We start from the raw sequence: 24,621 nt of genomic DNA, 5'->3' as shown, positions 1-24,621 counted from the left end.
GAATACATGACACTACTAATTACAAATGCAAATCAATTAATTACTCTAGCGTCGGCTAGTAAGAAAGCGCGTACGGGAAAAGAAATGACTGAGCTTAACATTATAGAAAATGGAAGTCTATTAATAGAAGAAGACCGCATTGTAGCGGTTGGTACTAAGGAAGAACTTCAGGAGCAGCATCCAGAGTTAATGGAGAAGGCAGAGATATTAGATGCCACTGGCAGTGTAGTTATGCCGGGACTTGTTGACGCACATACGCATCTAGTATTCGGGGGAACTCGTGAAAATGAATTCCAAATGCGTTTAAATGGAGCTACCTACATGGAAATCATGAATGCCGGCGGAGGAATTCATGCTACCACGAAGAAAACGAGAGAGTCATCCTTTGACCATTTATATGAGAAAACATATGCACACCTAAATGATTTTCTTCGTCATGGGATAACAACAGTAGAAGCAAAAAGTGGCTATGGCTTAGATTGGGAAACAGAGGAGAAACAGCTACAGGTTGCAAAGAAGCTTCAGGAGAATCATACAATCGATGTAGTAAGAACGTTCATGGGGGCCCATGCGGTACCTGCTGAGTATAAGGGAAATCCTGATGCGTTTGTAGACTTGATTGTCAATGAGATGATTCCGAAAGTAGCAGAGTTAGGTCTAGCGGAGTTCAATGACGTTTTCTGTGAAAAGGGTGTCTTTACTCCAGAGCAGTCTCGTAGAATTTTATTGGCTGGTAAAGAACACGGGCTCATCCCTAAAATCCATGCAGATGAAATCGAGCCATATGAGGGAGCAGAGCTAGCAGCGGAGGTAGGAGCTATTTCAGCGGAGCATTTATTGGTAGCCTCGGATAAAGGAATCCAAGCAATGGCGCAGGCTGGAACAGTGGCTGTTTTGTTGCCAGGGACGGCTTTTTTCTTAAAGGCAGCTTCTGCGCGAGGGCGATTGATGGTGGATGAAGGTGTGCCGGTTGCCATTTCAACTGACTTTAACCCGGGTTCTTCTCCAACGATTTCGCTGCCTTTCATCATGAATTTAGCCTGTATGAATATGGGCATGACGATGGAGGAGGTTCTGACAGCGACCACCATTAACGCCGCATATGCGATTAACAGAGGAAATGAGATAGGTTCTTTAGAATCTGGTAAGAAGGCGGACGTGCTTATTTTAAATGTCGAAAACTATCAGCAACTTCAATATTTTTACGGAATGAACCATACGAAGACCGTTGTAAAAAATGGAAAAGTAGTTGTGGATAATGGGGTGATCATAGATGGACTACAAAAAAGCACCAATTGAGCCTGCTCCATTTAACTGGCAGAGAATAGAACATCAAGATATGAAGGTCAAGGACTGGATTGTTCCCCAGTGGCGAAGTGAGAAAAAGGACTGGGAGGTAGTGCTTCTTGGGGCACCGCTTTCCAGGTCTTCTATTAGTGTTTCAGGAGCATCTGAGTTTCCAAATGTCTTTCGTCAGTCATGGGAAAAATTCTCGACATACTATATTGATGAAGATATAGACATTCGTGAGTTGAAGGTGGCGGATATCGGAAATGTAAAGATGCATTTCACGGACATATTGCGTAGCCATCAACACATCGAGGACGCTATGGAGAATGTGGCAGGAGAATATCCAAACGCATTGAAGGTAACAATTGGCGGAGATCATTCAGTAACGGCTGCAACTATTCGTGGATTAAAGAAGGTTATGCCAGAAAAGAAGATTGGTATTTTACAGTTAGATACACATTTAGATTTGCGCTCCACAGATGACCACGGTCCGACAAACGGAACCCCCATTCGCCAATTAATAGAAGGTAGAGTGATCGAGGGGAAGCATGTCTACAATATTGGATTGCATGGTTTTTATAATGCACCTTCTCTAATAGAGGCTGCAAATGATTATGAGGTTCACCGGATACGATTGAAGGAGCTGCGACAAAAAGGCATCGAGCAAACGATACAGGACGTACTATCTGTATTGATGGAGCAAGTAGACTTTATTTATGTCACCGTAGACATGGATGTCCTAGATATAGCCTATGCGCCCGGAGTTCCAGCATCCACACCCGGCGGCATGCGTTCGGATGAGCTATTTGATATTTTATATGAAGTAGGGAAATGTGAAGGGATAGGAGCCATTGACTTTGTATGTATTGATCCAACGAAGGATAACCCAGTACAAGCTACTGTCAAGACGACCACTTACGCATTTTTAACGTTTTTAGCGTCCTTTTATCAGCACCAAGTGAAGAAACCCGAGGCATTATGAGGTTTATGACCGGATGGGGAAATTTATGACCGTTCGGGAGAGGTTTATGACCGGATAGAAATTTTTATGACCGTTAGCGCGAGATTTATGACCGGATAAAAATTTTTATGACCGTTCATATAAAAAGAGCGTGAAGCTAAATATAGCTTCATGCTCTTTCAAATAAAATTCAGAAAAATAAATCTTTTTCACCTGTTTTAGCGTATAATAGTAGTAAATGGGACAGGGGAGGAATTGTATGATAGAAAGGATATCCACTACGTTTATCCAATATATTAATAATATTTCAAAGTTTGTAGTGTCCATGTTTCTTTCTGATGGAAGGACAAAGGAAGTAACCACGGAAGAGAGTCGAAGGGCCGTCCGACATATGCGAAGGATGTACAAATATGATTGGTATGTAGAGCTGAAGAATCGATTCGAACAAAATTGGGATCATCATCCCGAGGTTTTACACTTCATGAGTCAGGTAGATGTTAAATCGTTAAATAGCGAGGAGAGCAAGGAGAACTTTTTAAAAAATTTTCAACAACTATTGGAGAACCTAAAATGGATATAAAAGTCTGATCCAGAAAGAAACGAGCTTATCGCTTTCTTCTCTGGATTTTTGTTTGCTTAAATTCTAATTAATAATCGATAGTGAAATTAATAAATGATGAGAAATATGTCTCCTAGCTCGCGCCCGTAACGGATTCTGAAGTGTCTCCTAATTATGTAAAAATCGCTCCTACATTGAAGAAAACCGCTCCTAAACTAAGTTTGCGCCCCTAAAATGAAGAAAAGCGCCCAATCATAGTCAGAAGTGTCTCCTAATTATGTAAAAATCTCTCCTAAATTGAAGAATATAGCCCCTAAATTAAGTTTTCGCCCCTAAAATGAAGAAAAGCACCCATAACGAAGTAGAAAGTGTCTCCTAAATATGCAAAAGCCGCTCCAAAATCGAAAAATATAGCTCCTAAACTAAGTTTGCGCCCCTAAAATGGAGAAAAGCGCCCGTTAAGTTTTAAAAATTGCCCACTTAAAAGTGTGAATATTCGATTATTTTTAAATGAAAATACAATTTTGTAGATGTTGAAAAGGGGTTGTTTTATTTAGAAAAAAATGGGTATTTTTATTTAATACAATGACTCTTTATGATATTTTTATAATGTGGAATTAATAGGAATTTGATGAATTTAATCTCAATCTATTATGATATAAAGTCCTTTGTTTCTCTAAAAACTTTAGTTGTTTCGAACGAAACCTTCTATTTTTTTATTTAGAGGGTTTGTTTTTTAAAGTTTTGGGGCAATACTCTAGAGAGTTTACGAAAAGAGGTACAAAGGAGGAACTTTATGTTCAAGGTTAGGACTATTTTATTCGTTGCGCTAATTACTTTAACTACAAACTCAGTAGCGCACGCATCGAATGTTTTATCCCCTACGGATCAAAGGGATGAAATGATTCTTCTTACCGACGCTTCAGACCAAAGGAATTTAGTAGACGAAGAAACTGACTTAGAAACTGAGATGGACGATTTTAATATACATTTTGATGACTTATATGCAATGAAATTGCTTATGAAAATTCGTTCTGAGCCAGTAATTTACACGGTTACCGAGGGGGACAATCTCTATAGGATTGCTCTAGCAAATGATTTGTCACTCAGCGAACTTATGAATATGAATAATATAACAGGAGATTTAATATTTCCAGGTGATGAATTAATAGTGAAGCAAGGAACTGGGAAATCGGAGGATTCACCGAAGAGACAGGTGATGGGGGTTACTGCTCCACCAAATGAGCCAGTAGCTCCAAGCGCAGCATCGACAAAGATTGAAGTATCTGCACCAGTTGTAGCAGAAGCACCAAAAACAGATGGTTCCATTGAGATGACGATGGAAGCAACAGCCTATACAGCCTATTGTACAGGATGCTCGGGTACAACTGCCTACGGTATTGATTTAAGAGCCAATCCCGAAGAAAAAGTAATTGCCGTTGATCCACGTATAATTCCACTTGGGACAAGAGTATGGGTAGAAGGTTATGGAGAGGCAATTGCAGGTGATACTGGTGGGGCTATTAAAGGTAATAAAATTGATGTATTTATGCCATCCTATGAAAATGCAATGCAATGGGGTAGAAAGCAAGTTAAATTAATCATTTTAGATTAAGTTAGAAGCCTATGTAAATATTACATAGGCTTTTTCTCTGGTCGAAGATAAAGCACTTGTGAAGATTTTCAAAATGAAGGATAATGAGAAAATTAATATTTACGTAAAGGGTGTTATAAAAAATGGACGATGTACAAGTTAAGCAAGTGTTGAATACGCATCACAATACTTTGGAAAATCGAGGACGCCTACTAGTAAAATGTGTAGATAAGCCGGGTATTGTATCAGTGCTATCTACTTTTTTATATGAGCATGAATGCAATATCATAGAGTCTAGTCAGTATTCAAGCAATCCTGAAAATGGGATGTTCTTTATACGAATTGCGTACCACGGGGACAACTTAGTGGCAAAGGCAGCTCAAATGGAAAAGGATTTTGAGGAAGTAGCACATACCCACGGAATGGAATATAAGTTTTCATATCCAGCACAGCGAATTCGTTCTGCAATCCTTGTCTCTCAAGAACCACATTGTTTAATTGAACTTCTATGGGAATGGCAAAATGGTGATCTGGACACTGATATTGTTGTTGTCATAAGCAATCATGAAACGGCTCGCCCGATGGTAGAGTCTTTAGGAATTCCATTTCACTATATTCCCGCTAACAAAGAAATTCGTAAGCAGGTGGAAGAGGAGCAGATTCGCTTAATGGAGCAATATGAGGTGGATTTATTAATCTTGGCACGATATATGCAAATACTCACTCCTGGTTTTGTTGCTCATTTTGAGAATCGCATTATCAATATCCACCATTCATTCCTGCCAGCATTTATAGGAGCTGGTCCCTATGAACGTGCATATGAACGAGGAGTAAAGCTGATCGGTGCTACCTCTCATTATGTAACAAACAATTTGGATGAAGGGCCAATCATCGAACAAGATGTGGAACGAGTAGACCATCGGGATGATGTGACTGATCTTAAGAAGCTTGGACGTCAAATAGAACGACGAGTGCTAGCAAGAGCTGTAAAATGGCATTTGGAAAACCGAATAATTGTAGAGGGCAATAAAACAATCGTATTTCATTAAATAGAACCCATAGTGGGAGCTTTAATTAGTAAATCGCTAGAGATTTCAAGCGAAGGAAATATAAATAAAAAACCTGTATCGATTTATCTCGATACAGGTTTCTTTTATATATTACCTTTAGCAAGCCAAGGTAAAAAGCCATCTAGGAATCGTTCAGTTGCGGGCATGAAATAAGAGCCAAAATGATAGTCTGGGTCAAGTGTAGTAATAATCCAAGTACCCTTTGTGCTGACCTTATCAACGTAAAGAACAGCTCCTCCGTCCTCAGTAGTAATCAGCTTTTGAGCACCTTCCTCTGGCCAAAATACACCGTGCTGGTGCCAAGTTGCATCTTTCAAGGTTATATAGTTGAACAAATCATATTTTGGATCAGCTAACACTAAACCACTTTTTGCGTCCTTTTCTAGCCACCACCAAAAATTAGTCTCACGTTCTTCCCATTTTTGATTTGGGAGCCATTCCCAGGGCTGAGGCCCAAAGGCTAATACAATTCCTCCATCATTAGCAAAAGCATGAATTTTCGCCTTCGCATTCATCAATAAATGCTCATTCAATTGAGAGGGCACAAACAATACATCTACTCCCTCTAAAGAAGCATCCTGGAATTCAGGGAAATAGATTAGTCGGTCAATGTATTGCTTATATTTTGGTTCATTAAAAGTCCGGTGATGAGGCGCATGTCCACTGTAAATCACGGCAATTTTTCTCATTTGGTGCTGCCTCCCTTTTGTAATACCTGATATTCATCTTGAATCCATTGAAGCAGCTGAGTGCTAATGCGATCTGTCGATTTATTTTGCATGCGATGAGCGAAAAGATCTCGACCAGAATGGACTAAAATCGTGCCTTTCGTTGATTGTCTATCAATATATGTAATAGCCATTCCGTCTCGGAAAGTCAGAAGTACATCTGAACCAGCTGGAACAGGGGAGTGTGTCACCCTAGCAAAGAAGCCTGCTACACCTTTGTTATAGGTCATATCATCCGTGTCTACTCCTTCAAAAATGGGATGATTTATTTTCTTATATACATTGTAATCTTCATGGGATTCAATAGTTCTAGGAGTAAAAATAGGACAACCAGGAAGCCACTCTCTAAATAAATGTCCCCCGAAAATAACAATTTTACCTGCCTCTAAAAAGTCTTCAATAATTGCTCTATTTTTATATAAATACTCTTGGTCTGCAAAATCGTGAACTACTATACAGCAGTATGGCTCTAGATTATGTTGAGTTAATTGGTATTGATCGATAATCGTAAAATGTTTGTTCATGAAAGGATTGGTACGGTTGGACAATCCAAAGGCATGACCTGGATCCAAATATAGAATACTGTTTGAGTTAGCCAAAAAGAGCCCTCCATTTAATTTAATTGATAACTATTCTCATTTGTTTGCATCATAACACAAAAATTAAAAATATGAAAAGACAAAATTTTACTATATTGCATTCTGAATATTATTTTTTTAATAAGCTTTCTTGACCTTTTGGGATAATTATTATAAGTTAGTTAGTAGTTGAAAATGATTCTCAATAAGAAACGGAGACAAATGTAATGAGGAAACGTACATATAGATATTTAATTGCATCGGCTTCCATAGCGTTATTGCTAGCAGGCTGCGGTAATAATGATAATGAAGTGGGCAGTAAGGATTTAGAGGCTAGCCAAGAAACGAAGCTAATTGTAGACGAATTAAATAGAGAGGTAGAGATACCAGGAACATTGGATAGTATTGTAATGGGTGGAATCCTACCATACTTCTCTACATGGTTTATCGCTACAAATTCTACTGAGGAGATTGCAGGGATACATCCAAATTCTTATAATGCAGCTTCCCACTCTATTTTAAAGGAAATTTCACCATCTATTCTAGATGCTAAAACGAACTTTATTGAAAATGGTGAAGTAAATGTAGAGGAGCTATTGTCTTTAGATCCAGATGTATATTTTGAGATTGCTAATCAAGAAAAAACGGTGAAAAAACTTGAAGATACGGGTATAACAACGGTCGCTTTAGACACTGCTACTGACTCACTTAACCCGCTAGATACATTGAATCGCTGGTTGACCTTAACTGGAGAGATTACTGGTGTAACAGATCGACCTGCAGAGATAATTGCAGAGGGTGAAGAAAATCAACAAATGATTTATGACACGTTGGACGAAGCAGGTATTGAAGAGAAAGATATGCCTCGAGTAATGGTATTGCAATACCATAATAATGGAGAGATTTCTGTAGCTGGAACAGGTATGCACGGTAACCGTTGGTTGAACTCTACTGGTGGAATTGATGTTGCAGCAGAAGAGGTCGATGGTATTAAAGCAGTAAATATGGAGCAAATTTATAAATGGAACCCTGATATCATTTATATCACTAATTTTACAGAAACTCAGCCTGAGGACTTGTATAACAACGTTTTCGAAAGCCAAGACTGGAGTGAAGTAAAGGCAGTTCAAGATAAAAAGGTTTATAAAATGCCGCTCGGTATTTATCGCTGGTATCCACCAAGTGGAGATGCACCATTGATGCTAAAATGGATGGCTCAAAAAAATCATCCAGATTTGTTTACGTATGACATGAACGAAGAAATAAAAGACTATTACAAACGTTACTATAGTTATGATTTAACTGATACACAAGTGGAAGAAATTCTAAATCCACCATCGGAAGCAGCAAAATACTAATACAAAGGTGTCTTAAAAATGAAGTCTAAATTAATCAAGATATTACTTTGGACATTGCCTGTCATAGTTGGTCTGATTTCGATTGGGGTAGGCCGGTATCAAATTGATTTCATTGTTCAAATCAAAATATTACTTTCACAAATAATTCCAATGGATCAAACATGGTCTAATATGGAAGAAACAGTCGTCATGAATGTCCGTTTGCCGAGAATTTTATTAGCTATGCTGATCGGTGGAGGTTTATCTATCGCCGGTGCAGCGTTCCAGGGAATGTTCGCCAATCCTTTAGTTAGCCCTGATATTTTAGGTGTTTCCGCTGGTGCAGGATTTGGTGCATCAATTGGAATTTTGTTATTCGGTAATAGCTTTACGATGCAAATCATTGCATTAGTAATGGGGATGCTTGCAATTGGCTTCACATTTTTAATAGGTGGAGTAAAACGAGATATGCCTATATTTATGCTTGTCCTTGCAGGAGTAGTTACTAGTGCATTGTTTCAGGCCTTAATCTCTCTCGTGAAGTTCCTAGCTGATCCTGAAGAAAAGCTGCCAGCAATAACATATTGGTTGATGGGTAGTCTTGGTACTGCAAGCTATAGCGATTTAATGATTGGTGGACCAATTATTTTGGTTGGAATACTAATTTTGTATGTGCTGCGCTGGAGATTGAATATCCTTTCCCTTTCGGAGGAAGAGGCATTATCATTAGGTATTTCTGTAAACAAGCTGAAATGGCTAATTATTTTAGGGGCAACCTTGATCACTGCGGCAGCAGTTTCAATAGCTGGTATCATTGGCTGGGTAGGGCTGATTATCCCACATATCGCTCGAATGATTGTAGGGAGTAACAATCAATATGTCCTTCCTGCATCTATTTCCATAGGAGCAGTATACTTATTAGTCATTGATAATCTTGCTCGAAGTCTAACGGCAGCTGAAATCCCACTTTCTATTTTGACAGCTATTATCGGAGCTCCTTTTTTCGCGTATTTACTTCGTAAAACAGGAGGTGGCTGGAAATGATATTACAGGTAAAGGACGGCAATTATTTTTACAAAAAAGCCAAAAATCCTGATGCTCAAAAACTACTTTATGCAAATGATATCAACTTTGAGCTTCATCCTGGTCAAATATTGTCCATACTTGGCCCAAATGGTGCAGGGAAGACAACTCTATTAAAATGCATGATGGGTTTACAGGATTGGAAAAGAGGGGCAACCTTACTCGATGGCGAGCCGCTTTCTAATATGAATTCTAAGGAAGTCTGGACAAAAATTGGTTACGTTCCTCAAGCTTCGAGTATGACGTTCAGCTATTCCATTTTAGATTTAGTGACGATGGGAAGAGCAGTTTACATTCGCTCATTCGCCCAGCCATCTAAAAAGGACTATGCTTTAGCGTTAGAAGCATTAGACTCTGTAGGCATCAAGCATTTAGCAGAGGAATCCTGTACATCTGTCAGTGGGGGAGAACTGCAATTAGCATTAATCGCTCGAACATTAGTGGCAGAGCCAGAAATTTTAGTATTGGACGAACCTGAATCGCATCTAGATATGCAAAAGCAAAAGATTATACTACAAACAATTAAAAGGTTAGTGAAAGAAAAAGGGTTAGCCTGTGTCATCAATACACACTATGCCAACCATGCATTTTATTTAGGAGATAAAGTTTTAATGGTCGCCAAAGAAAAGCCAGTGATAACCGGAAGTGTTTCTGAGGTTATGACGGAAGAAAACATTTTGAATTATTTCCAAATTGAAGTAAAGCGTCTAAGACATGAATTGGACGGACAGGTTTATGAAACCGTGGTGCCTACATATTTCGGAAATGATACTTATTAGGGGCGAGTTGAAGAAATCAGAAAAGAGTAGACGTTTAAATGTCTATTCTTTTTTATATAATCTAAGATTTGTACTGTTTAGGATACACATATAAAATATAGTTGCATAAAATGAAGTAATCCATTAGTAATGAAATCTATTAGTAAAAAGCAGAGAAGTAAGGCATATTTGACCAGTATGAGTTGAATATGCATTGCTTTCTGTATATAATAACAATAAGCAAGTAAGTTAAAGGACTGGATACTGCAATATCCAGTCCAACAATATGCAGACCGCAGAAAGAGCGGTTGGTCCTAGGTCAGAAATAACCGTCAAACCTTTGCCAGGGGACGGTTATTTCTTTTTTATGAAGAAAATAATCAATGTCACTACGATAGAAAAAGCTGTTAGAAAGACAGCACTTAGCTGCATTAACAAATTCATCGTTTCGTAAATTGTCATTGGCATCACCCCTTTGAAAGAAGTGACCGCCGCCCAACCTGGTATGCAATTGCTTTTTCTATTATAACACATTTCAGAACAAATGTTCTTGTTCGTAAAGTTTTTATTTAGAAAATATTTACTGAAACATCAAAAAACCGCCAAAATGGCGGTTTTTAAATTTCTATCTGCATTGGTTTTTTTGCGCGGATATCTCCTAGCAAAAATTTACCATATGGGATAACGTTTTGAATAATGACCGAAATAATAATTGGAATTAGAGTACATAATATAGTGTAACCGACGACTCCATATTCAACGTAATCGTTTAGAATCATGTCCGTAAAAATATGTAAGTACATAATTGCAATGGAATGATTTTCGATTTTTCTTAACCAATCTAACGAAATAATCTTCGTAACTCTTTGGAAAAGACCGACAATGACGATGATAAAGGAGATCGGAACGATTAAATCTAATAACATATGGTCATATCGTAAAAATTTCATACTTAGCTTATAATTGATTAATCCGTTTTGGTCAGCTAGAATCATACCAAACGCTACAAAGCTTGCACTGAAAAGCCAAGGCTTGGTTACATTCATCCAAAGAGATTTACCATAATAACCTAAGGAGAAATATACAACTGCCATTAATACTACATCTAAATTCCATACCATTGGAATAGATTGTGCTGACTCTACTGCAGATTCACTAATTACTTCTCTAGCAAAAATACTTTGCAAATGTGCAGCTAAATAACAAATAGCGATTAGGCTTATTTGTTTTGTTTTGCTTAAATATTTAGTCATCCACATAAATAGTAAATACGTAAAGAATAAAGTGGTTACAAACCAGAAAACTCCGTATGCACCTCGTACAAATCTTCCTGCAATAATTAGCTTCCATAAATCTTGAAGATACCAAGATATATTATAATTACCTTGAGCTACCTCCATTCCGTAACGAATGCTGGTAATGGATAAAAGGAAAAATAGATACGGAACCATAAGCTGTAAGAATCTCTTTTTGACGGTTTTATTAGATGCTTCATCTTCTTTAATTTCCTTAAAAAATATACCGCTTAGCAAGAAAAAAGCTGGCATGTGAAACCAATAGATATATTTGGATAATGGGAAGTTTAGTTCACCAGGATAATGACCTATAACTACTAAAATCATTAAAAAACCCTTTGTGACATCTACCCAAGTAACTCGTTTTTTATTCATGATGTTCCTCCAAGGCAGTCTTATATGTTTGTATAACCGTTTTTTAGTGAATATAAACTTATAGAGCACTATAAAAATATAAAAATTAATAGATTGGAGGTTTGTAATATGACTACTGTCGTTTGCTTTGGTGATAGTATCACCGCAAGAAAAGAAGGTTACCCTGCTCCAGCGCTAACGTTTAAGCTATCTCATAAATTGCCTGACTATGACTTTATTAATGCTGGAGTTTCGGGAAATACAACCGAACAGGCAATCGAGCGCTTTGCCGCAGATGTTATTGCAAAAAAACCTGATTTTGTCACTGTTCTGTTTGGAGCCAATGATTCTGCCTCACATCGATTAGTAGACATTGAGCAGTATAAACGAAACTTATGTACATTTGCTAAAGTAATTGGTCCCCATAAAACTATTCTCATCACACCAGCTCCTGTAGATGAATTCTTACAAGAAAATCGCACTAATGAGAGACTACAAAGGTATGCAACTGTAGTAAATGAGGTCGCCAAAGAAACTGGAAGTCAATATATCGATTTTTTTACCGCTATGTATTCCAGAGAAAACTACAAGGAGCTTTTAATTGGAGAAAAAGATGATGGCCTCCATTTTGGAGAGGCGGGATACGAAATATTGTCTGATTTAATCGCAAATAAGCTCGTAGAAATAAATCGAGATCCACCAAAAAAAGGGCTTTTTGAAAAGGTCATTAGCTTATTTTTTGAAAAAGAAAAATGATTTTCTCATCTGTATGTTATCGCTCGCTTTGGGAAACTCTATAAACGAGAATTCATATGAAGGAGTGATAGCAAATGCTTCAGCTTAACACAGAACTAGAAGGTAAGTTCGCAAATTTTGGAGATTTACAGGATCGTATCTCAAGTCTAGGCTATTCAATCGGAGGAAACTGGGATTACCATAAAGGTAGCTTTGACTCTATCCTCTGTCGCGAGGAAGGTGAAACAATCTACCTTCGAATTCCCTTTACAGTGACTCAAGGGATGCTTGATGATTCTGATGCACACATTAGATTCCAGTCCCCCTATTTGATTAAGCATGTCGTAAACGTCGGTTTAGATAAGGATGAAAATTCATTGCTTACCACTACTGGCTTCGATCAGTTTCAGACGCCTGTTGATCAGGATGGCAATATCACTGACAAAAACCGCTGGGAGCATGCTGGAGAGCAGGAAGTTCAAAAAGTGCTTCGATTACTGCAATAAAATCTTACTTAGGACTGTCTCACAAGGGATGTGAGGCGGTCCTTTTGCGTTTTGGAGTGTTTGGAGAAAATTGCATGGGAGAGGGAGAGTAGATTGGGGATTGTAGTAAACTGGAAGGGGATTGTCGCAAACTACGAGGGGATTGTAGTAATTCAGGCATGAATTGTCGTAAAAAACGATTGGATTGTAGTAAATCAGAGGGAAAATGTAGAGCGGATATAGGATTGTAGTAAACTACGGGTTGATTGTAGTAATCCAGACGCGAATTGTAGTAAACCAAGCGTGAATTGTCGTAAAAAACGATAGGATTGTAGTAAATCAGAGGGAAATAGTAGAACAGATTGAGGAATGTCCCAAACCGTTCGAAGTCCAGTGAGCGGACTGTTTATTGCAAAATAGATTATCGTTAATTTGTTTAAGAGATCTCTCGACAAAAATGCCCTATAGTTACATTATGAGCTGTAATTCTTTATAATAGAGTCAAATAGATTTGTACTTGAAAGGAAAGCGATCGACGATGTATGAACGATTGATTGATTCGGAGCAGGAGACGGAAGCATTAGCCCGACAGCTCGCTGAAAAACTAAATCCTGCAGATGTCCTGACATTAGAGGGAGACCTTGGAGCGGGAAAGACAACTTTTACGAAAAGTGTGGCGAAGGGGCTTGGAATCACGAGAAATGTGAACAGTCCGACGTTTACTATATTGAAGCAATATGAGGGCAGACTGCCTTTAAATCATTTGGATGTGTACCGATTAGCTAATAGTGATGAAGATTTAGGCTGGGACGAGCTATTTTATGGTGAAGCGGTAAGTATTATCGAATGGGCTCATTTAATACAGGATGATTTACCATCAGAACGTTTAGCGATACAGATTCACCGACTAGAAGGAGACAAACGCAGATTTACGTTTGAACCCTTTGGGAAACGATATGAACAATTATGTGAGGAGCTTTTTGAATGATTTGGTTAGGAATAGATACATCTCATACACCGCTTGCAGTAGCAATCGTGAAAGATGGACAGGTGCTTGCGGAATATAAATCCTCAGTGAAGGTAACTCATTCTATTGGAACGATGCCCGCGATAGAGGAACTCATGAAAAAAGCTAACATCAAGCCGAGTGAGCTAAATGCGATTGCTGTTGCAAAAGGCCCGGGCTCGTATACGGGAGTGCGAATTGGTGTAACAATTGGCAAAACGCTTGCATGGACGCTGAACCTTCCGATTTACTCTGTTTCAAGCCTACAGGTGCTAGCTGGGAACGCGCCATATTTCCAAGGTGCAGTTTGTTCAATTATGGATGCGCGACGTGGAAATGTATTTGCAGGAATTTATGTAAACGGAGAAACAGTGAAGGAAGCTCATATGTCGATGGTAGACCTGTTAGCTTTGTTAGATGAAATGGAGCAACCGGTTTTATTTGTTGGGATGGATGTAAATCTTCATTGGGAACAAATAAATGAGGTGCTTGGTGATAAGGTAAAACAGGCGGGAGCGGCGTTCTCCTTACCAAGTGCAGCTGTTCTAATAGAAATTGCTCAAAGCATGGAGCCGACAAATGTACATACAGCGGTGCCAGAATATTTGCGAATAACTGAGGCAGAGGCAAACTGGATGAAAGAGCAGAAGAAAAATGGAAACTAAAACTATCACCTATCGCAAAATGACAATAGAAGATATTGACCAGGTTCTTTTAATAGAAGAAGAAGCATTCACTCTTCCTTGGACTAGAGAAGCATTCGAGCATGAAATGTCGACCAATCTATATTCCTACTATTTAGTAGCAGAAACAGAGGAAAAGGATATTGTTGGCTACTGTGGAATGTGGATTGTTATGGATGAAAGTCATATCACGAACGTGGCTGTTGCTGAGCGGATGCGAGGACATAAAATTGGGGAAGGCTTAATGCGCGAGGCTATTCGTGTCGTGAAGGAGCAAAAAGTAGTCCTCATGACATTAGAGGTGCGCGTATCCAATATAGTCGCAAAAAACTTATATTATAAGCTAGGCTTCCAAGACGGAGGCATTCGAAAAAACTATTATACAGATACACAAGAGGATGCTCTTGTAATGTGGGTGGAATTCAAATGACAAAAGATCAATATATATTAGGAATAGAAACGAGCTGTGATGAAACCGCAGCTTCCATCGTCAAAAATGGAACAGAGATTATAACCAATGTAGTAGCATCTCAAATAGAAAGTCATAAACGATTCGGTGGAGTAGTGCCTGAGGTTGCTTCTCGACATCATGTGGAGCAGATTACGCTTGTTATCGAAGAAGCATTGAAGCAAGCGAACATGACACCGCAGGAACTAGATGCAGTAGCGGTGACTGAAGGACCTGGACTGGTTGGGGCACTTTTAATAGGAATAAACGCAGCAAAAGCATTCGCGTTTGCAAATGACCTTCCTTTAGTAGGCGTCCACCATATCGCAGGACATATTTACGCAAATGCATTAGTCCAACCGATGGAATTCCCATTGCTTGCTCTAGTAGTTTCGGGAGGGCATACCGAGTTAGTATTGATGAAGAAAGACGGTCAGTTTGAGCTAATCGGAGAAACACGCGATGATGCAGCTGGTGAGGCTTATGATAAAGTTGCAAGAGTTTTGAATCTTCCTTATCCGGGTGGTCCACATATTGATCGTCTGGCGAATGAGAGCGATGAAGCAGTTTCATTTCCAAGAGCTTGGCTAGAGGAAGGCTCTTATGATTTTAGCTTTAGTGGCTTAAAATCGGCAGTCATCAACTATCAGCATAATGCGGAGCAACGTGGGGAAGAGATCAATCCAAACCACCTAGCAGCTGGCTTCCAGCAAAGTGTAATAGAAGTACTGACTACTAAAACCTTACGAGCAGCTAGAGAGTTCAATGTAAAGCAGGTAATTGCCGCTGGTGGAGTAGCCGCAAATAAAGGACTTCGTAAATCTTTAGAAGAAGCCTTTGAAAAGGAAAACATTCCATTCTATGTACCACCTATAAATTTATGTACAGATAATGCTGCAATGATCGCAGCTGCTGGGAGCTCTAAGTACTCAGCAGGGCAAACGGGAGATTTGTCGATGAATGGAAGACCAGGGTTAGAACTAAATAGTTGGAACTAAATGAAATCCTCTTTTCTTCGACAAGAAAAGAGGATTTTTTACCACGTATTATTTCTGTTGTCAATAGAGAACATTCGTACTTATGCACAATCTGTGAATAACTTGTTAGTAAGTTGCGTTTTTTCAATATATTGTGGTTATTTATGCTTACACCTTGTGGAAAAGTTTGTTTTAAAACTGTGGATAATGTGGATAAACCTGTTGATAGATTGATATAACAGTATTTTTGATGTTAATAAATATGTGGAAAAAGAATTTGTTGAAAAAGGTACTTGACCTATATATATACCAGTGTTCGACAAAATGCAACAAGGCTATTATATATTCTTTCAGAAGGAGCGCAGAACCATCTCCAAAAATCGGACGGTTTGAGCAAATAATTGGACAGTTCACCCCAAAAATTGGTCGTTTTCTCTCTAAAATCGGACCGTTCGACAATATTATTTTTCCTCATATAAAAAAGGTAAACCGAGTCAATCGGTTTACCCTGTAATCTCTTCTAATTGTTCCTGTAGCTCCAGCCATTCGTTGGAGATTGTGTCTTGCTTTACCTTTAGTATATCCAATTCGCCTTGTAGCTTTTGGACTGCCTCATGATCCTGGAATATCTCTGGATCACATAGCTTCTCTTCTATAGAAGCAATTTCTGAATCTATGGAAGGAATCTGTCCTTCTAGTTCCTCAATTTGACGACGTAGCTGGCGTTCCTTTTTCTTCGCCTCTTTATCAATTGTAGACGTATTGACCTTTTGAACTACAGTGTTTTGAACCACTGCATTTTCCATGGCGATTTCCTCGAGCTCTTCCTTTTTCTCTAAATAATAATCATAGTCTCCCAAGAAAAGGGTGGCATCATCAGAGGAAAGTTCAATTACCTTCGTTGCAATTCGATTAATAAAGTAACGGTCATGTGATACGAAAATAATCGTTCCTGGAAAATCAAGCAATGCATTCTCCAAGACTTCCTTGCTGTCTAAGTCTAAATGGTTAGTAGGCTCATCTAGTACAAGTGTATTCGACTTCAATAGCATGAGTTTTGCAAGTGCAAGTCTAGCCTTTTCTCCACCGGATAGATTAGACACAGTTTTTTGCACATCGTCTCCAGAGAAGAGGAAGCGACCTAGCACATTGCGTATATCTTTCTCATTCATCAGAGGCCATTCATCCCATAGCTCTTTAAGGACGGTTTTATTGCCAGTAAGAGCTGCCTGCTCCTGGTCATAGTATCCAAATTGCACATTTGTGCCGTATTGAATATTACCACCAGCTGAAGGGAGCTGCTTCATAATAGTTTTTAGCAAGGTGGACTTACCGACACCATTTGGTCCAACCAAAGCGATGCGGTCTTGCTTATAAACGGAAAATGAGATGTTAGAGGAAACGGTTTTATTTGGATAACCTACAGCAATATCCTCTAAACGCAGAACATCATTACCGCTAGGACGGTCAATGGTAAAGCCGAAGTTAGCGGATTTCTCATCGCCATCTGGGGCATCCATCCAGTCAGTTTTCTCGATAACCTTTCTTCGAGATTGTGCCATCTTCGTTGTAGAAGCACGCGCCAGGTTACGGCTAACAAAGTCCTCTAGCTTTGCTTTTTCCTCCTGCTGCTTCTCATATTTCTTTTTATCGAGCTCATAATTTTTCGCTTTCTGCGTTAAATAGGCGCTATAGTTACCTACGTATCTCGTAACGTTATGACGTGAAACCTCATAAACTAAATTTACTACCTGGTCTAGGAAATATCGATCATGGGATACAATTAAAATGGCACCACTATAGTTTTTTAAATAATTTTCAAGGAAGCTGAGTGTTTGAATATCTAAATGGTTTGTAGGCTCATCGAGTATAAGTAAATCGGGCTTGCTCAACAGCATTTTAGCTAATGCTAGTCTCGTTTTTTGTCCCCCGGATAATGCTTGTACTGGCTTATCATAATCCTCTGGGAAAAACTGCATACCATGTAAGATGGAACGGATATCCGATTCAAAGCGGTATCCACCAGCCTCATTAAAGGCTAGCTGAAGCTCGTCATAGGTTGCTGCAACTCTAGCATAGGCTTCTGAATCTTCATAGATAGAAGGGTCAGCCATTTGTGCTTCTAGTGAGCGCAGTTCTCTTTCAGAATCAATCAAATGACTAAAAATCGATTTCATTTCCTCCCAAATCGTCAGCTTCGATTCAAGACCCGCATGCTGCTCTAAATAGCCAAGTCTAATATTTTTAGGCATAATAATGTCACCGGAATCGTATGACATTTCTCCAGCAATTATTTTAAGTAAAGTAGATTTTCCCGCACCATTACGCCCAACCAGTGCAACTCGGTCGCGGTCTTGAACTTCTAACTTTACGTTTGTTAATATATCTTCACCATTAAAGGATTTAGTTACTTGGTTTACTTGTAAAACAATCACGTTAATTTGCACCTCAATTCTATCCTAAGTGTAATAGATAGGACTTGTCGTTGCAACGTTCTCCCTTTACAATAAAAGAAAGGTAACGTGTAAAAATGAATTTGCCTTATACAATAGGAGGACACTTATGAAACGTGATGTACCTCGCATCCCTCAAGCGACAATGAAACGACTTCCTTTATATTATAGATTTTTACAAAGCTTTCATAATGCAGATCATAAACGAGTTTCATCCCAACAGCTAAGTGAAGCGATGAAGATAGATTCAGCAACCATTCGAAGAGATTTTTCTCATTTCGGTGCGCTAGGAAAGAAAGGGTACGGCTATGATGTACCTCATCTACTTGAGTTTTTCAGAAAGACACTTGACCAAGATGAAGCGGCACGGGTGGCACTAATAGGTGTTGGTAGTTTAGGAACAGCATTTGTAAAATATAACTTTCAAAAAAATCATAACACTAGAATTGTAGTAGCATTCGATACGAAGGCACCACTCGAAGGAACGATTATTAGCGACATTCCTGTATTTCATTCTAGTGTGATGTTGGAAAAGCTAAAGGAATACGGAATTGAATTAGTGATTTTTACACTTCCAAGTCGTGCGGCTCAGGAAGTTGCTGATCTTTTAGTGGGCTCCAATGTAAAAGGGATTTTAAACTTCACCCCAGTCCCAATAAGTACTCCAGATGAGATTCGCGTACATACGATTGACCTTTCAGTTGAACTTCAAACACTCATCTACATGATTCGAAACGAGATCTAAGAAAAGCGAAAGCGCCTATGTCTGCCCCGACAAGCAAATGGAGAAAAGCGAGGAGGCAGTACCTCAGCCACCAGAGCTTTTATCCATTTGAACTCGAGGGGCAAGGTGAGCGCTGATACCAATCTTATAAGAAAAAAAGCCTTCGACTATTATCTAGTCGAAGGCTTTCCTATTTATATTCGCTTTTTAGTAGGGAATAGATAGCAAGATCGATATAGCGTCCCTTTTCGAACTCATGCTGTCTTAAGACTCCATCTTTGTGAAAACCTAGCTTACTCAAAAGGTGAAGGGAGGCATCATTCTCTGAAGTAACCTCAGCTTCTATTTTGTTCATGTTCATATCATGAAAGGCAAAATGAATGATGGGCTTAAGCGCCTCCGTCATAATTCCCTTTCCCCAAGCTTTAGGTGAAAGATCATAGCCAATTTCTATACGCTTATGCTCAGCCTCATAGTTTAAATAACCACAAGTACCGATTACTTTTTGGGTTATTTTATCTTCTATTACCCAGCGCATACCAGTTTGTTCGAGAAAAATTTTCTCGTACCAACTAATTTCGCCCTTTGCATCTTCAACAGAAGTAAAGGGACCGATTGCCATATGCTGTACTACGTTTTCATTAGAATATAACTCTAAAATATCCTTTGCATCCCGTTCGATTGCTTTTCGAAGGATGAGTCTTTCTGTTTCTATTGTAGGAAAACTTACAAATGAAAAAGTCATTATGATTACCCCTTATTGCTGCAACTCAGCAAGTTTTTCTAAAAAGTTGACGATCTCTTCATTATACAGTTGAACAATTACTACGAATCCATTAAGTAGCATATGGGCAATAATAGAGGTGATAATTCGCTTTGTTTTATAGTAAATGAAAGCGAATATAAACCCAGACACAGCATATATTAGTATGTGTGTGAACTCAAAGTGAATGACGGCAAAGGACAGTGAGCTAACAAGCGCTGCTACAAAGAAGTTCGTTTTAGGCAATAAAGTTCCGAAAATGATGCGACGGAATATAAGCTCCTCTAAAATAGGTGCGAAGAGCACAATGGAGAAAAAGACAAAAGGTACTGAATTGCCAAGATCCATAAACTGCGACGTATTTTCAGAACCAGCTTCTATACCAAAAAATCTAATTTCAATATTAGCAGCTAATGTTTGGCCGTACAAAACCATGAGAAAGCCAAGAATTCCCCAGCCAATTGCTCCGGGAAGACCGGATGCCTTCCCTTTTAGAGGCCGTATAAAATTCTTGTCTTGGCGAATCATAAGCAAGGTGATAGCTGTAGCAATTCCCATTCCAAGGAAAACCCACCATCCAGAAGCTAGGTACCTTGCGTTTTCTAAGCCGAAATAGTTAAAGATTATTAGTAGAAGAGGAGCAAATAATGCACCGGAGAGCTGCATCACACAGTAGGTGATTAATATGTATAAACCTGTCTTTTGTTGTTTCATCTAAATATCCTTTCTATTTATAGCAGTTGCTTTTATAAGTTTACTAATCAGGATAGTAAATAGATAATCTTGCTTTTGTAAGATGTACTAGCCTTAGCCTTATTGTAAAGGAAAACTAAAATAAAATCGCTCCTTAGCCATTTTATAATCATCTTTAATAGTCAACTTTAGTATCTTCGTTTTCAAAAACTAGAAGCCTCATAGGTTTTAAACCAACTGAGGATTAGAGCGTTAAAAATTATTAAAAAAAATGATGTTCTCACTTGCAAATTCTTCTAAGTTTAATTATTATTATAAGTGTGTTAGCACTCAAAGTGTGAGAGTGCTAATAAAAATAAATTCAACTATTTTAGGGAGGTAGTTTCACTTGTTAAGACCATTAGGTGATCGTATTGTAATCGAATTAATCGAAGCTGAGGAAAAAACAGCATCTGGCATCGTACTTCCAGACTCTGCTAAAGAGAAACCACAAGAGGGTAAAGTCGTTGCAGTAGGTACTGGACGAGTACTAGAAAACGGAAACCGCGTTGAATTAGACGTAGCAGAAGGGGACCGTATTATCTTCTCTAAATATGCTGGAACTGAAGTGAAATATGAAGGCCACGACTATTTAATCTTACGCGAAAGCGATATTCTTGCTGTAATTGGCTAATAAAAGAACTTAAAAAGAAAAATTAGGAGGGCATATTAACATGGCAAAAGAAATTAAATTTAGTGAAGACGCTCGTAGCGCAATGCTGCGTGGGGTAGATAAATTAGCAGACGCTGTAAAAGTAACTTTAGGGCCAAAGGGTCGTAACGTAGTTCTAGAGAAAAAATTTGGTTCACCACTTATCACTAACGATGGTGTAACAATCGCAAAAGATATCGAGCTAGAGGATGCATTCGAAAACATGGGTGCGAAATTAGTGGCAGAGGTTGCTTCAAAAACTAATGACATCGCTGGTGACGGTACAACAACTGCAACTGTTCTTGCACAATCTATGATTCGTGAAGGACTTAAAAACGTAACTGCTGGAGCTAACCCAGTTGGTATTCGTAAAGGTATCGACTTTGCTGTAGCTTCTGCTGTGACAGAGCTAAAAGCAATCTCTAAACAAATCGAAGGTAAAGAATCTATCGCTCAAGTAGCTGCTATCTCATCTGGTGATGAAGAAGTTGGTGAGCTAATCGCTGAAGCTATGGAGCGCGTTGGTAACGATGGAGTTATTACAATCGAAGAATCTAAAGGATTCACAACAGAGCTTGATGTGGTAGAAGGTATGCAATTCGACCGCGGTTATGCTTCTCCATACATGGTAACTGATTCAGATAAAATGGAAGCTAATCTAGACAATCCATATATCTTAATCACAGACAAAAAAATCTCTAGCATTCAAGAAATCCTACCAGTGCTTGAGCAAGTAGTTCAACAAGGCAAACCACTTTTACTTATCGCTGAAGATGTAGAAGGGGAAGCATTAGCTACTCTAGTAGTAAACAAATTACGCGGAACATTCAATGCAGTAGCTGTTAAAGCTCCTGGATTCGGTGACCGTCGTAAAGCAATGCTTGAAGATATTGCTATCCTAACTGGTGCAGAAGTAATCACAGAAGATTTAGGACTAGACCTAAAATCTGCGAACATCACTCAATTAGGACGCGCTTCTAAAGTAGTAGTAACAAAAGACAACACAACAATCGTAGAAGGTAACGGAGATACGAAAAACATCGCTAGCCGTGTTGCTCAAATCCGTGGCCAATTAGAAGATACAACTTCTGAATTCGATAAAGAAAAACTTCAAGAGCGTCTTGCTAAGCTTGCTGGTGGAGTAGCTGTAGTGAAAGTAGGAGCAGCAACAGAAACTGAGCTAAAAGAACGCAAACTTCGCATTGAAGATGCACTTAACGCAACTCGCGCAGCTGTAGAAGAAGGTATCGTATCTGGTGGTGGTACTGCACTAGTAAACGTATACAACAAAGTAGCTGAGCTTGCAGAAACAAAAGAAGGCGACGTAGCAACTGGTATTCGTATCGTACTTCGTGCATTAGAAGAGCCGGTTCGTCAAATCGCTAACAACGCTGGTTTAGAAGGATCTATCGTAGTAGATCGTCTAAAACGCGAAGACATTGGCATGGGCTTCAACGCAGCAACTGGCGAATGGGTGAACATGATCGACGCAGGTATCGTAGATCCAACTAAAGTAACTCGTTCAGCTCTACAAAACGCTGCATCTGTAGCTTCTCTATTCTTAACTACTGAAGCAGTAGTAGCAGACATTCCAGAACCAGCAGGAGCAGGCGGCATGGGTATGCCTGACATGGGCGGAATGGGCGGCATGATGTAACCTGCCGTATGAACCCATAATATGAATGGGTTTGTATGTAAGATTAAATTGATTTGCTAACATGAGGTTATTAGCGGGGGCTTCTCGAAAGTTTATTAGACTTTCGAGAAGCCTCTTTTTCATCTTTTGAATATGAGAGATTGGGGTAACAAATAAAATTCATACTAAAACAGCACAAACTTTAGCTAGTCAAAGTAAGTGCTGTTTTATTTATGGAATAGCTGGAATTGATATTTCAACTGTGGAGTCTGGATCGTTAACACTGCCAGTAAAGACATAGATAGGCTGATAATACCCTTTAGTATCATAAGTATAGCCTAATTGAACATCCGTTATTGTTAGCGTATCTCCTTTTTGTAAAGGATTGAATAAGTTAAACTTTCCGTTTGTCAAAGCTTCATATGCTTCCTGTTGTGAAATGATTTTCTCTTTCCCAACTATTTCATTGTTACTAACATCGTAGATGATGTTGTCGGGTATTTGCTGATCAGAGAGTGTGATTACGAGGAAACCTTGAGAAAAATCATCACATACAGTTTGTAAATCCACTGCTTCAGCTAAATCCCAACGAATTGTACGTTCATCCTGCTGCTGATAGATAGCGTTACTTGGAAATAAACCTTCGTTATCTAGCCAATTTTCTATAACCTGCTTTTGCTGTTCAATATCAACTTTTGGCGGCTCTTCACTATAATTTTCAGAGGAAAAGGACCAAAAACCATTTGACATGAAATAAGTTAAATAATAGACAAGGCCTTCATCATCTATAAATTTTAATTGACGGTTTTCTCCTTCCCTGCGGATGCCGCCTTGCTGTTGTAATTCAAATTGTTGTGCAATGGATTGAGAGATTGATTTTATATTTTTCATATCTTTAACATTTGAATTGTAATAAACGCAAGCGTTCGATGATTTGTTGGAGAGCTTTGTTTCCAGTTCGACATCTATTTGATCCATGTTTTGTTTTTGTGAAGGCTCGAATGGCAGATTTCCAAATTCCTGTGCATTATATATAACGGTTGCAACACCAAATAATGCAACAAAAAAAATAGGAATAGATATAGCTTTTACAATTGGAGCAAATTTTAACTTTCGTTGCTCTATGCTTAATATGATTGCCATTACGAAAAAGTACCCAGCTAAACTCCCTATTGTATTATGCAAAAGGTCATCCAGTTCGAAAATTCCTTTACCTGAAACAAATTGGAAAATTTCAATGCAAAGTGTGAATACAATTGTTATAACTAGTACACGCGAAAACGATTTGTTTTTTTTGTGAATTAACGGTAAGAGTACTCCTAATGGCACAAACATTAACATATTAAAGATGATTAGCTGAAATTCAGACACTGACCATTTGTTCCATGAACTTACATAGCTACTCAAAAGACTAAGATTAAACTGACCTGCAAACATCGCCGGTCTATTTAAAGTTGTGATACCTAATACAACAATTCCCCAGCAGATTAGTAAAATGATAAAAATAAATTTAGATAGATTTATTGTATATTTTTTCTGAAAAAAGATCTTAAATACGAAGTAGCCAATCATTAAGATGACGAAAATGAAAATAGAATATTTTATATACGGTAAAAGACCAGACACTACACTCAGTAAATCCATGAAACGTAACCTCCTAAAAATTTTGGTACGTTTATCGTAGCAAGGAATTCTTAAGAGGCTGTTAGTATAAATCTTA

24 protein-coding genes are annotated in these 24,621 nt (G+C 38.6%); 17 read left to right on the top strand and 7 right to left on the bottom strand.

Going from position 1 to position 24,621, the window contains the following annotated elements; genetic code table 11:
* The first annotated feature begins 6 nt into the window (after nucleotides 1-6).
* The 5 genes from hutI (at nucleotide 7) to purU (ending at nucleotide 5,453) form a co-directional block, all read left to right on the top strand.
* On the top strand, nucleotides 7-1,299 hold the full coding sequence (gene hutI, locus MKY94_RS17835) for an imidazolonepropionase (protein ID WP_154312241.1): 1,293 nt from the start codon (nucleotides 7-9) through the stop codon (nucleotides 1,297-1,299).
* Entirely contained in the window at nucleotides 1,274-2,272 is a 999-nt protein-coding gene (locus MKY94_RS17830; RefSeq protein WP_342577539.1) for an agmatinase family protein, read from the top strand. Before hutI ends, MKY94_RS17830 begins: the two co-directional genes overlap by 26 nt.
* A gap of 238 nt (nucleotides 2,273-2,510) precedes the next feature.
* On the top strand, nucleotides 2,511-2,831 hold the full coding sequence (locus tag MKY94_RS17825; protein ID WP_342577538.1) for a hypothetical protein: 321 nt from the start codon (nucleotides 2,511-2,513) through the stop codon (nucleotides 2,829-2,831).
* Nucleotides 2,832-3,606: 775 nt separating this feature from the next.
* Nucleotides 3,607-4,425 carry a 3D domain-containing protein gene (locus MKY94_RS17820; RefSeq protein ID WP_186318285.1) on the top strand — a complete coding sequence of 273 codons (819 nt, stop codon included), beginning with the start codon at nucleotides 3,607-3,609 and terminating at the stop codon, nucleotides 4,423-4,425.
* A 122-nt stretch (nucleotides 4,426-4,547) separates the two neighbouring features.
* The gene (purU, locus tag MKY94_RS17815) at nucleotides 4,548-5,453 is read left to right on the top strand and encodes a formyltetrahydrofolate deformylase (RefSeq protein ID WP_342577537.1); all 906 of its coding nucleotides are present in this window, start codon (nucleotides 4,548-4,550) and stop codon (nucleotides 5,451-5,453) included.
* A 104-nt stretch (nucleotides 5,454-5,557) separates the two neighbouring features.
* Here the strand turns inward: purU and MKY94_RS17810 are convergent, their stop codons facing one another.
* Both MKY94_RS17810 and MKY94_RS17805 read right to left on the bottom strand, forming a co-directional pair.
* The gene (locus MKY94_RS17810; protein ID WP_151112578.1) at nucleotides 5,558-6,163 is read right to left on the bottom strand and encodes a hypothetical protein; all 606 of its coding nucleotides are present in this window, start codon (nucleotides 6,161-6,163) and stop codon (nucleotides 5,558-5,560) included.
* On the bottom strand, nucleotides 6,160-6,801 hold the full coding sequence (locus tag MKY94_RS17805; protein WP_342577536.1) for a phosphate starvation-inducible protein PhoH: 642 nt from the start codon (nucleotides 6,799-6,801) through the stop codon (nucleotides 6,160-6,162). The genes MKY94_RS17810 and MKY94_RS17805 overlap by 4 nt, the downstream gene beginning before the upstream one ends.
* Nucleotides 6,802-7,007: 206 nt before the next feature.
* Between MKY94_RS17805 and MKY94_RS17800 the strand changes: the two genes are divergently transcribed.
* From MKY94_RS17800 to MKY94_RS17790, 3 genes are read left to right on the top strand one after another with little or no spacing between them, the layout of a single operon-like run.
* Nucleotides 7,008-8,138 (top strand): ABC transporter substrate-binding protein, encoded by a 1,131-nt coding sequence (locus MKY94_RS17800; protein ID WP_144540606.1) that lies wholly within the window; start codon nucleotides 7,008-7,010, stop codon nucleotides 8,136-8,138.
* 18 nt (nucleotides 8,139-8,156) lie between these two features.
* On the top strand, nucleotides 8,157-9,161 hold the full coding sequence (locus MKY94_RS17795) for an iron ABC transporter permease (protein WP_151112584.1): 1,005 nt from the start codon (nucleotides 8,157-8,159) through the stop codon (nucleotides 9,159-9,161).
* Entirely contained in the window at nucleotides 9,158-9,979 is an 822-nt protein-coding gene (locus MKY94_RS17790; protein WP_151112585.1) for an ABC transporter ATP-binding protein, read from the top strand. Before MKY94_RS17795 ends, MKY94_RS17790 begins: the two co-directional genes overlap by 4 nt.
* A gap of 596 nt (nucleotides 9,980-10,575) precedes the next feature.
* On the opposite strand, the gene MKY94_RS17785 is transcribed toward MKY94_RS17790, so the two are convergent.
* A complete protein-coding gene (locus MKY94_RS17785; protein WP_151112587.1) occupies nucleotides 10,576-11,628 on the bottom strand; it encodes an acyltransferase family protein in 1,053 nt (350 codons plus the stop codon).
* Nucleotides 11,629-11,736: 108 nt separating this feature from the next.
* Here MKY94_RS17785 and MKY94_RS17780 point away from each other — a divergent pair, with 108 nt between their 5' ends.
* The 6 genes from MKY94_RS17780 (at nucleotide 11,737) to tsaD (ending at nucleotide 15,962) form a co-directional block, all read left to right on the top strand.
* Nucleotides 11,737-12,363 (top strand): GDSL-type esterase/lipase family protein, encoded by a 627-nt coding sequence (locus MKY94_RS17780; protein WP_151112589.1) that lies wholly within the window; start codon nucleotides 11,737-11,739, stop codon nucleotides 12,361-12,363.
* 74 nt (nucleotides 12,364-12,437) lie between these two features.
* Entirely contained in the window at nucleotides 12,438-12,848 is a 411-nt protein-coding gene (locus MKY94_RS17775; protein ID WP_151112591.1) for a YugN family protein, read from the top strand.
* A gap of 517 nt (nucleotides 12,849-13,365) precedes the next feature.
* Nucleotides 13,366-13,815 carry a tRNA (adenosine(37)-N6)-threonylcarbamoyltransferase complex ATPase subunit type 1 TsaE gene (gene tsaE / locus MKY94_RS17770; RefSeq protein WP_144540623.1) on the top strand — a complete coding sequence of 150 codons (450 nt, stop codon included), beginning with the start codon at nucleotides 13,366-13,368 and terminating at the stop codon, nucleotides 13,813-13,815.
* Nucleotides 13,812-14,498: a tRNA (adenosine(37)-N6)-threonylcarbamoyltransferase complex dimerization subunit type 1 TsaB gene (gene tsaB / locus MKY94_RS17765; protein ID WP_342577529.1), complete on the top strand. Its 687-nt coding sequence runs from the start codon at nucleotides 13,812-13,814 to the stop codon at nucleotides 14,496-14,498. Before tsaE ends, tsaB begins: the two co-directional genes overlap by 4 nt.
* Nucleotides 14,488-14,946 carry a ribosomal protein S18-alanine N-acetyltransferase gene (rimI, locus tag MKY94_RS17760; RefSeq protein ID WP_340863800.1) on the top strand — a complete coding sequence of 153 codons (459 nt, stop codon included), beginning with the start codon at nucleotides 14,488-14,490 and terminating at the stop codon, nucleotides 14,944-14,946. Before tsaB ends, rimI begins: the two co-directional genes overlap by 11 nt.
* Nucleotides 14,943-15,962, top strand: a complete 1,020-nt coding sequence (gene tsaD, locus MKY94_RS17755) for a tRNA (adenosine(37)-N6)-threonylcarbamoyltransferase complex transferase subunit TsaD (RefSeq protein WP_342577528.1) — start codon at nucleotides 14,943-14,945, stop codon at nucleotides 15,960-15,962. The genes rimI and tsaD overlap by 4 nt, the downstream gene beginning before the upstream one ends.
* 482 nt (nucleotides 15,963-16,444) lie before the next feature.
* Here tsaD and MKY94_RS17750 read toward each other — a convergent pair whose 3' ends face one another.
* The gene (locus tag MKY94_RS17750; RefSeq protein WP_144540635.1) at nucleotides 16,445-18,376 is read right to left on the bottom strand and encodes an ABC-F family ATP-binding cassette domain-containing protein; all 1,932 of its coding nucleotides are present in this window, start codon (nucleotides 18,374-18,376) and stop codon (nucleotides 16,445-16,447) included.
* 127 nt (nucleotides 18,377-18,503) lie between these two features.
* Here MKY94_RS17750 and MKY94_RS17745 point away from each other — a divergent pair, with 127 nt between their 5' ends.
* Complete coding sequence (locus MKY94_RS17745) at nucleotides 18,504-19,139, top strand: redox-sensing transcriptional repressor Rex (protein WP_144540638.1); 636 nt, start codon at nucleotides 18,504-18,506, stop codon at nucleotides 19,137-19,139.
* A 169-nt stretch (nucleotides 19,140-19,308) separates the two neighbouring features.
* Here MKY94_RS17745 and MKY94_RS17740 read toward each other — a convergent pair whose 3' ends face one another.
* Together MKY94_RS17740 and MKY94_RS17735 are read right to left on the bottom strand one after the other, a co-directional pair.
* Nucleotides 19,309-19,863 (bottom strand): GNAT family protein, encoded by a 555-nt coding sequence (locus tag MKY94_RS17740; RefSeq protein WP_191697870.1) that lies wholly within the window; start codon nucleotides 19,861-19,863, stop codon nucleotides 19,309-19,311.
* 12 nt (nucleotides 19,864-19,875) lie between these two features.
* Nucleotides 19,876-20,595 carry a type II CAAX endopeptidase family protein gene (locus MKY94_RS17735; RefSeq protein ID WP_191697869.1) on the bottom strand — a complete coding sequence of 240 codons (720 nt, stop codon included), beginning with the start codon at nucleotides 20,593-20,595 and terminating at the stop codon, nucleotides 19,876-19,878.
* Nucleotides 20,596-20,962: 367 nt separating this feature from the next.
* Here MKY94_RS17735 and groES point away from each other — a divergent pair, with 367 nt between their 5' ends.
* Both groES and groL read left to right on the top strand, forming a co-directional pair.
* On the top strand, nucleotides 20,963-21,247 hold the full coding sequence (groES, locus tag MKY94_RS17730; protein WP_144540647.1) for a co-chaperone GroES: 285 nt from the start codon (nucleotides 20,963-20,965) through the stop codon (nucleotides 21,245-21,247).
* Nucleotides 21,248-21,287: 40 nt separating this feature from the next.
* Nucleotides 21,288-22,922, top strand: coding sequence for a chaperonin GroEL (gene groL, locus MKY94_RS17725; protein ID WP_144540650.1), 1,635 nt, complete (start codon nucleotides 21,288-21,290; stop codon nucleotides 22,920-22,922).
* Between the two features lie 210 nt (nucleotides 22,923-23,132).
* On the opposite strand, the gene MKY94_RS17720 is transcribed toward groL, so the two are convergent.
* Nucleotides 23,133-24,545: a VanZ family protein gene (locus MKY94_RS17720; RefSeq protein ID WP_151112603.1), complete on the bottom strand. Its 1,413-nt coding sequence runs from the start codon at nucleotides 24,543-24,545 to the stop codon at nucleotides 23,133-23,135.
* Between the last annotated feature and the right edge of the window lie 76 nt (nucleotides 24,546-24,621).

Origin of the sequence: Psychrobacillus sp. FSL K6-2843, assembly GCF_038626375.1 — a bacterium.
In the GTDB taxonomy this organism is placed as follows: domain Bacteria; phylum Bacillota; class Bacilli; order Bacillales_A; family Planococcaceae; genus Psychrobacillus; species Psychrobacillus faecigallinarum.
This window is presented reverse-complemented; position numbering and strand designations above follow the sequence as displayed.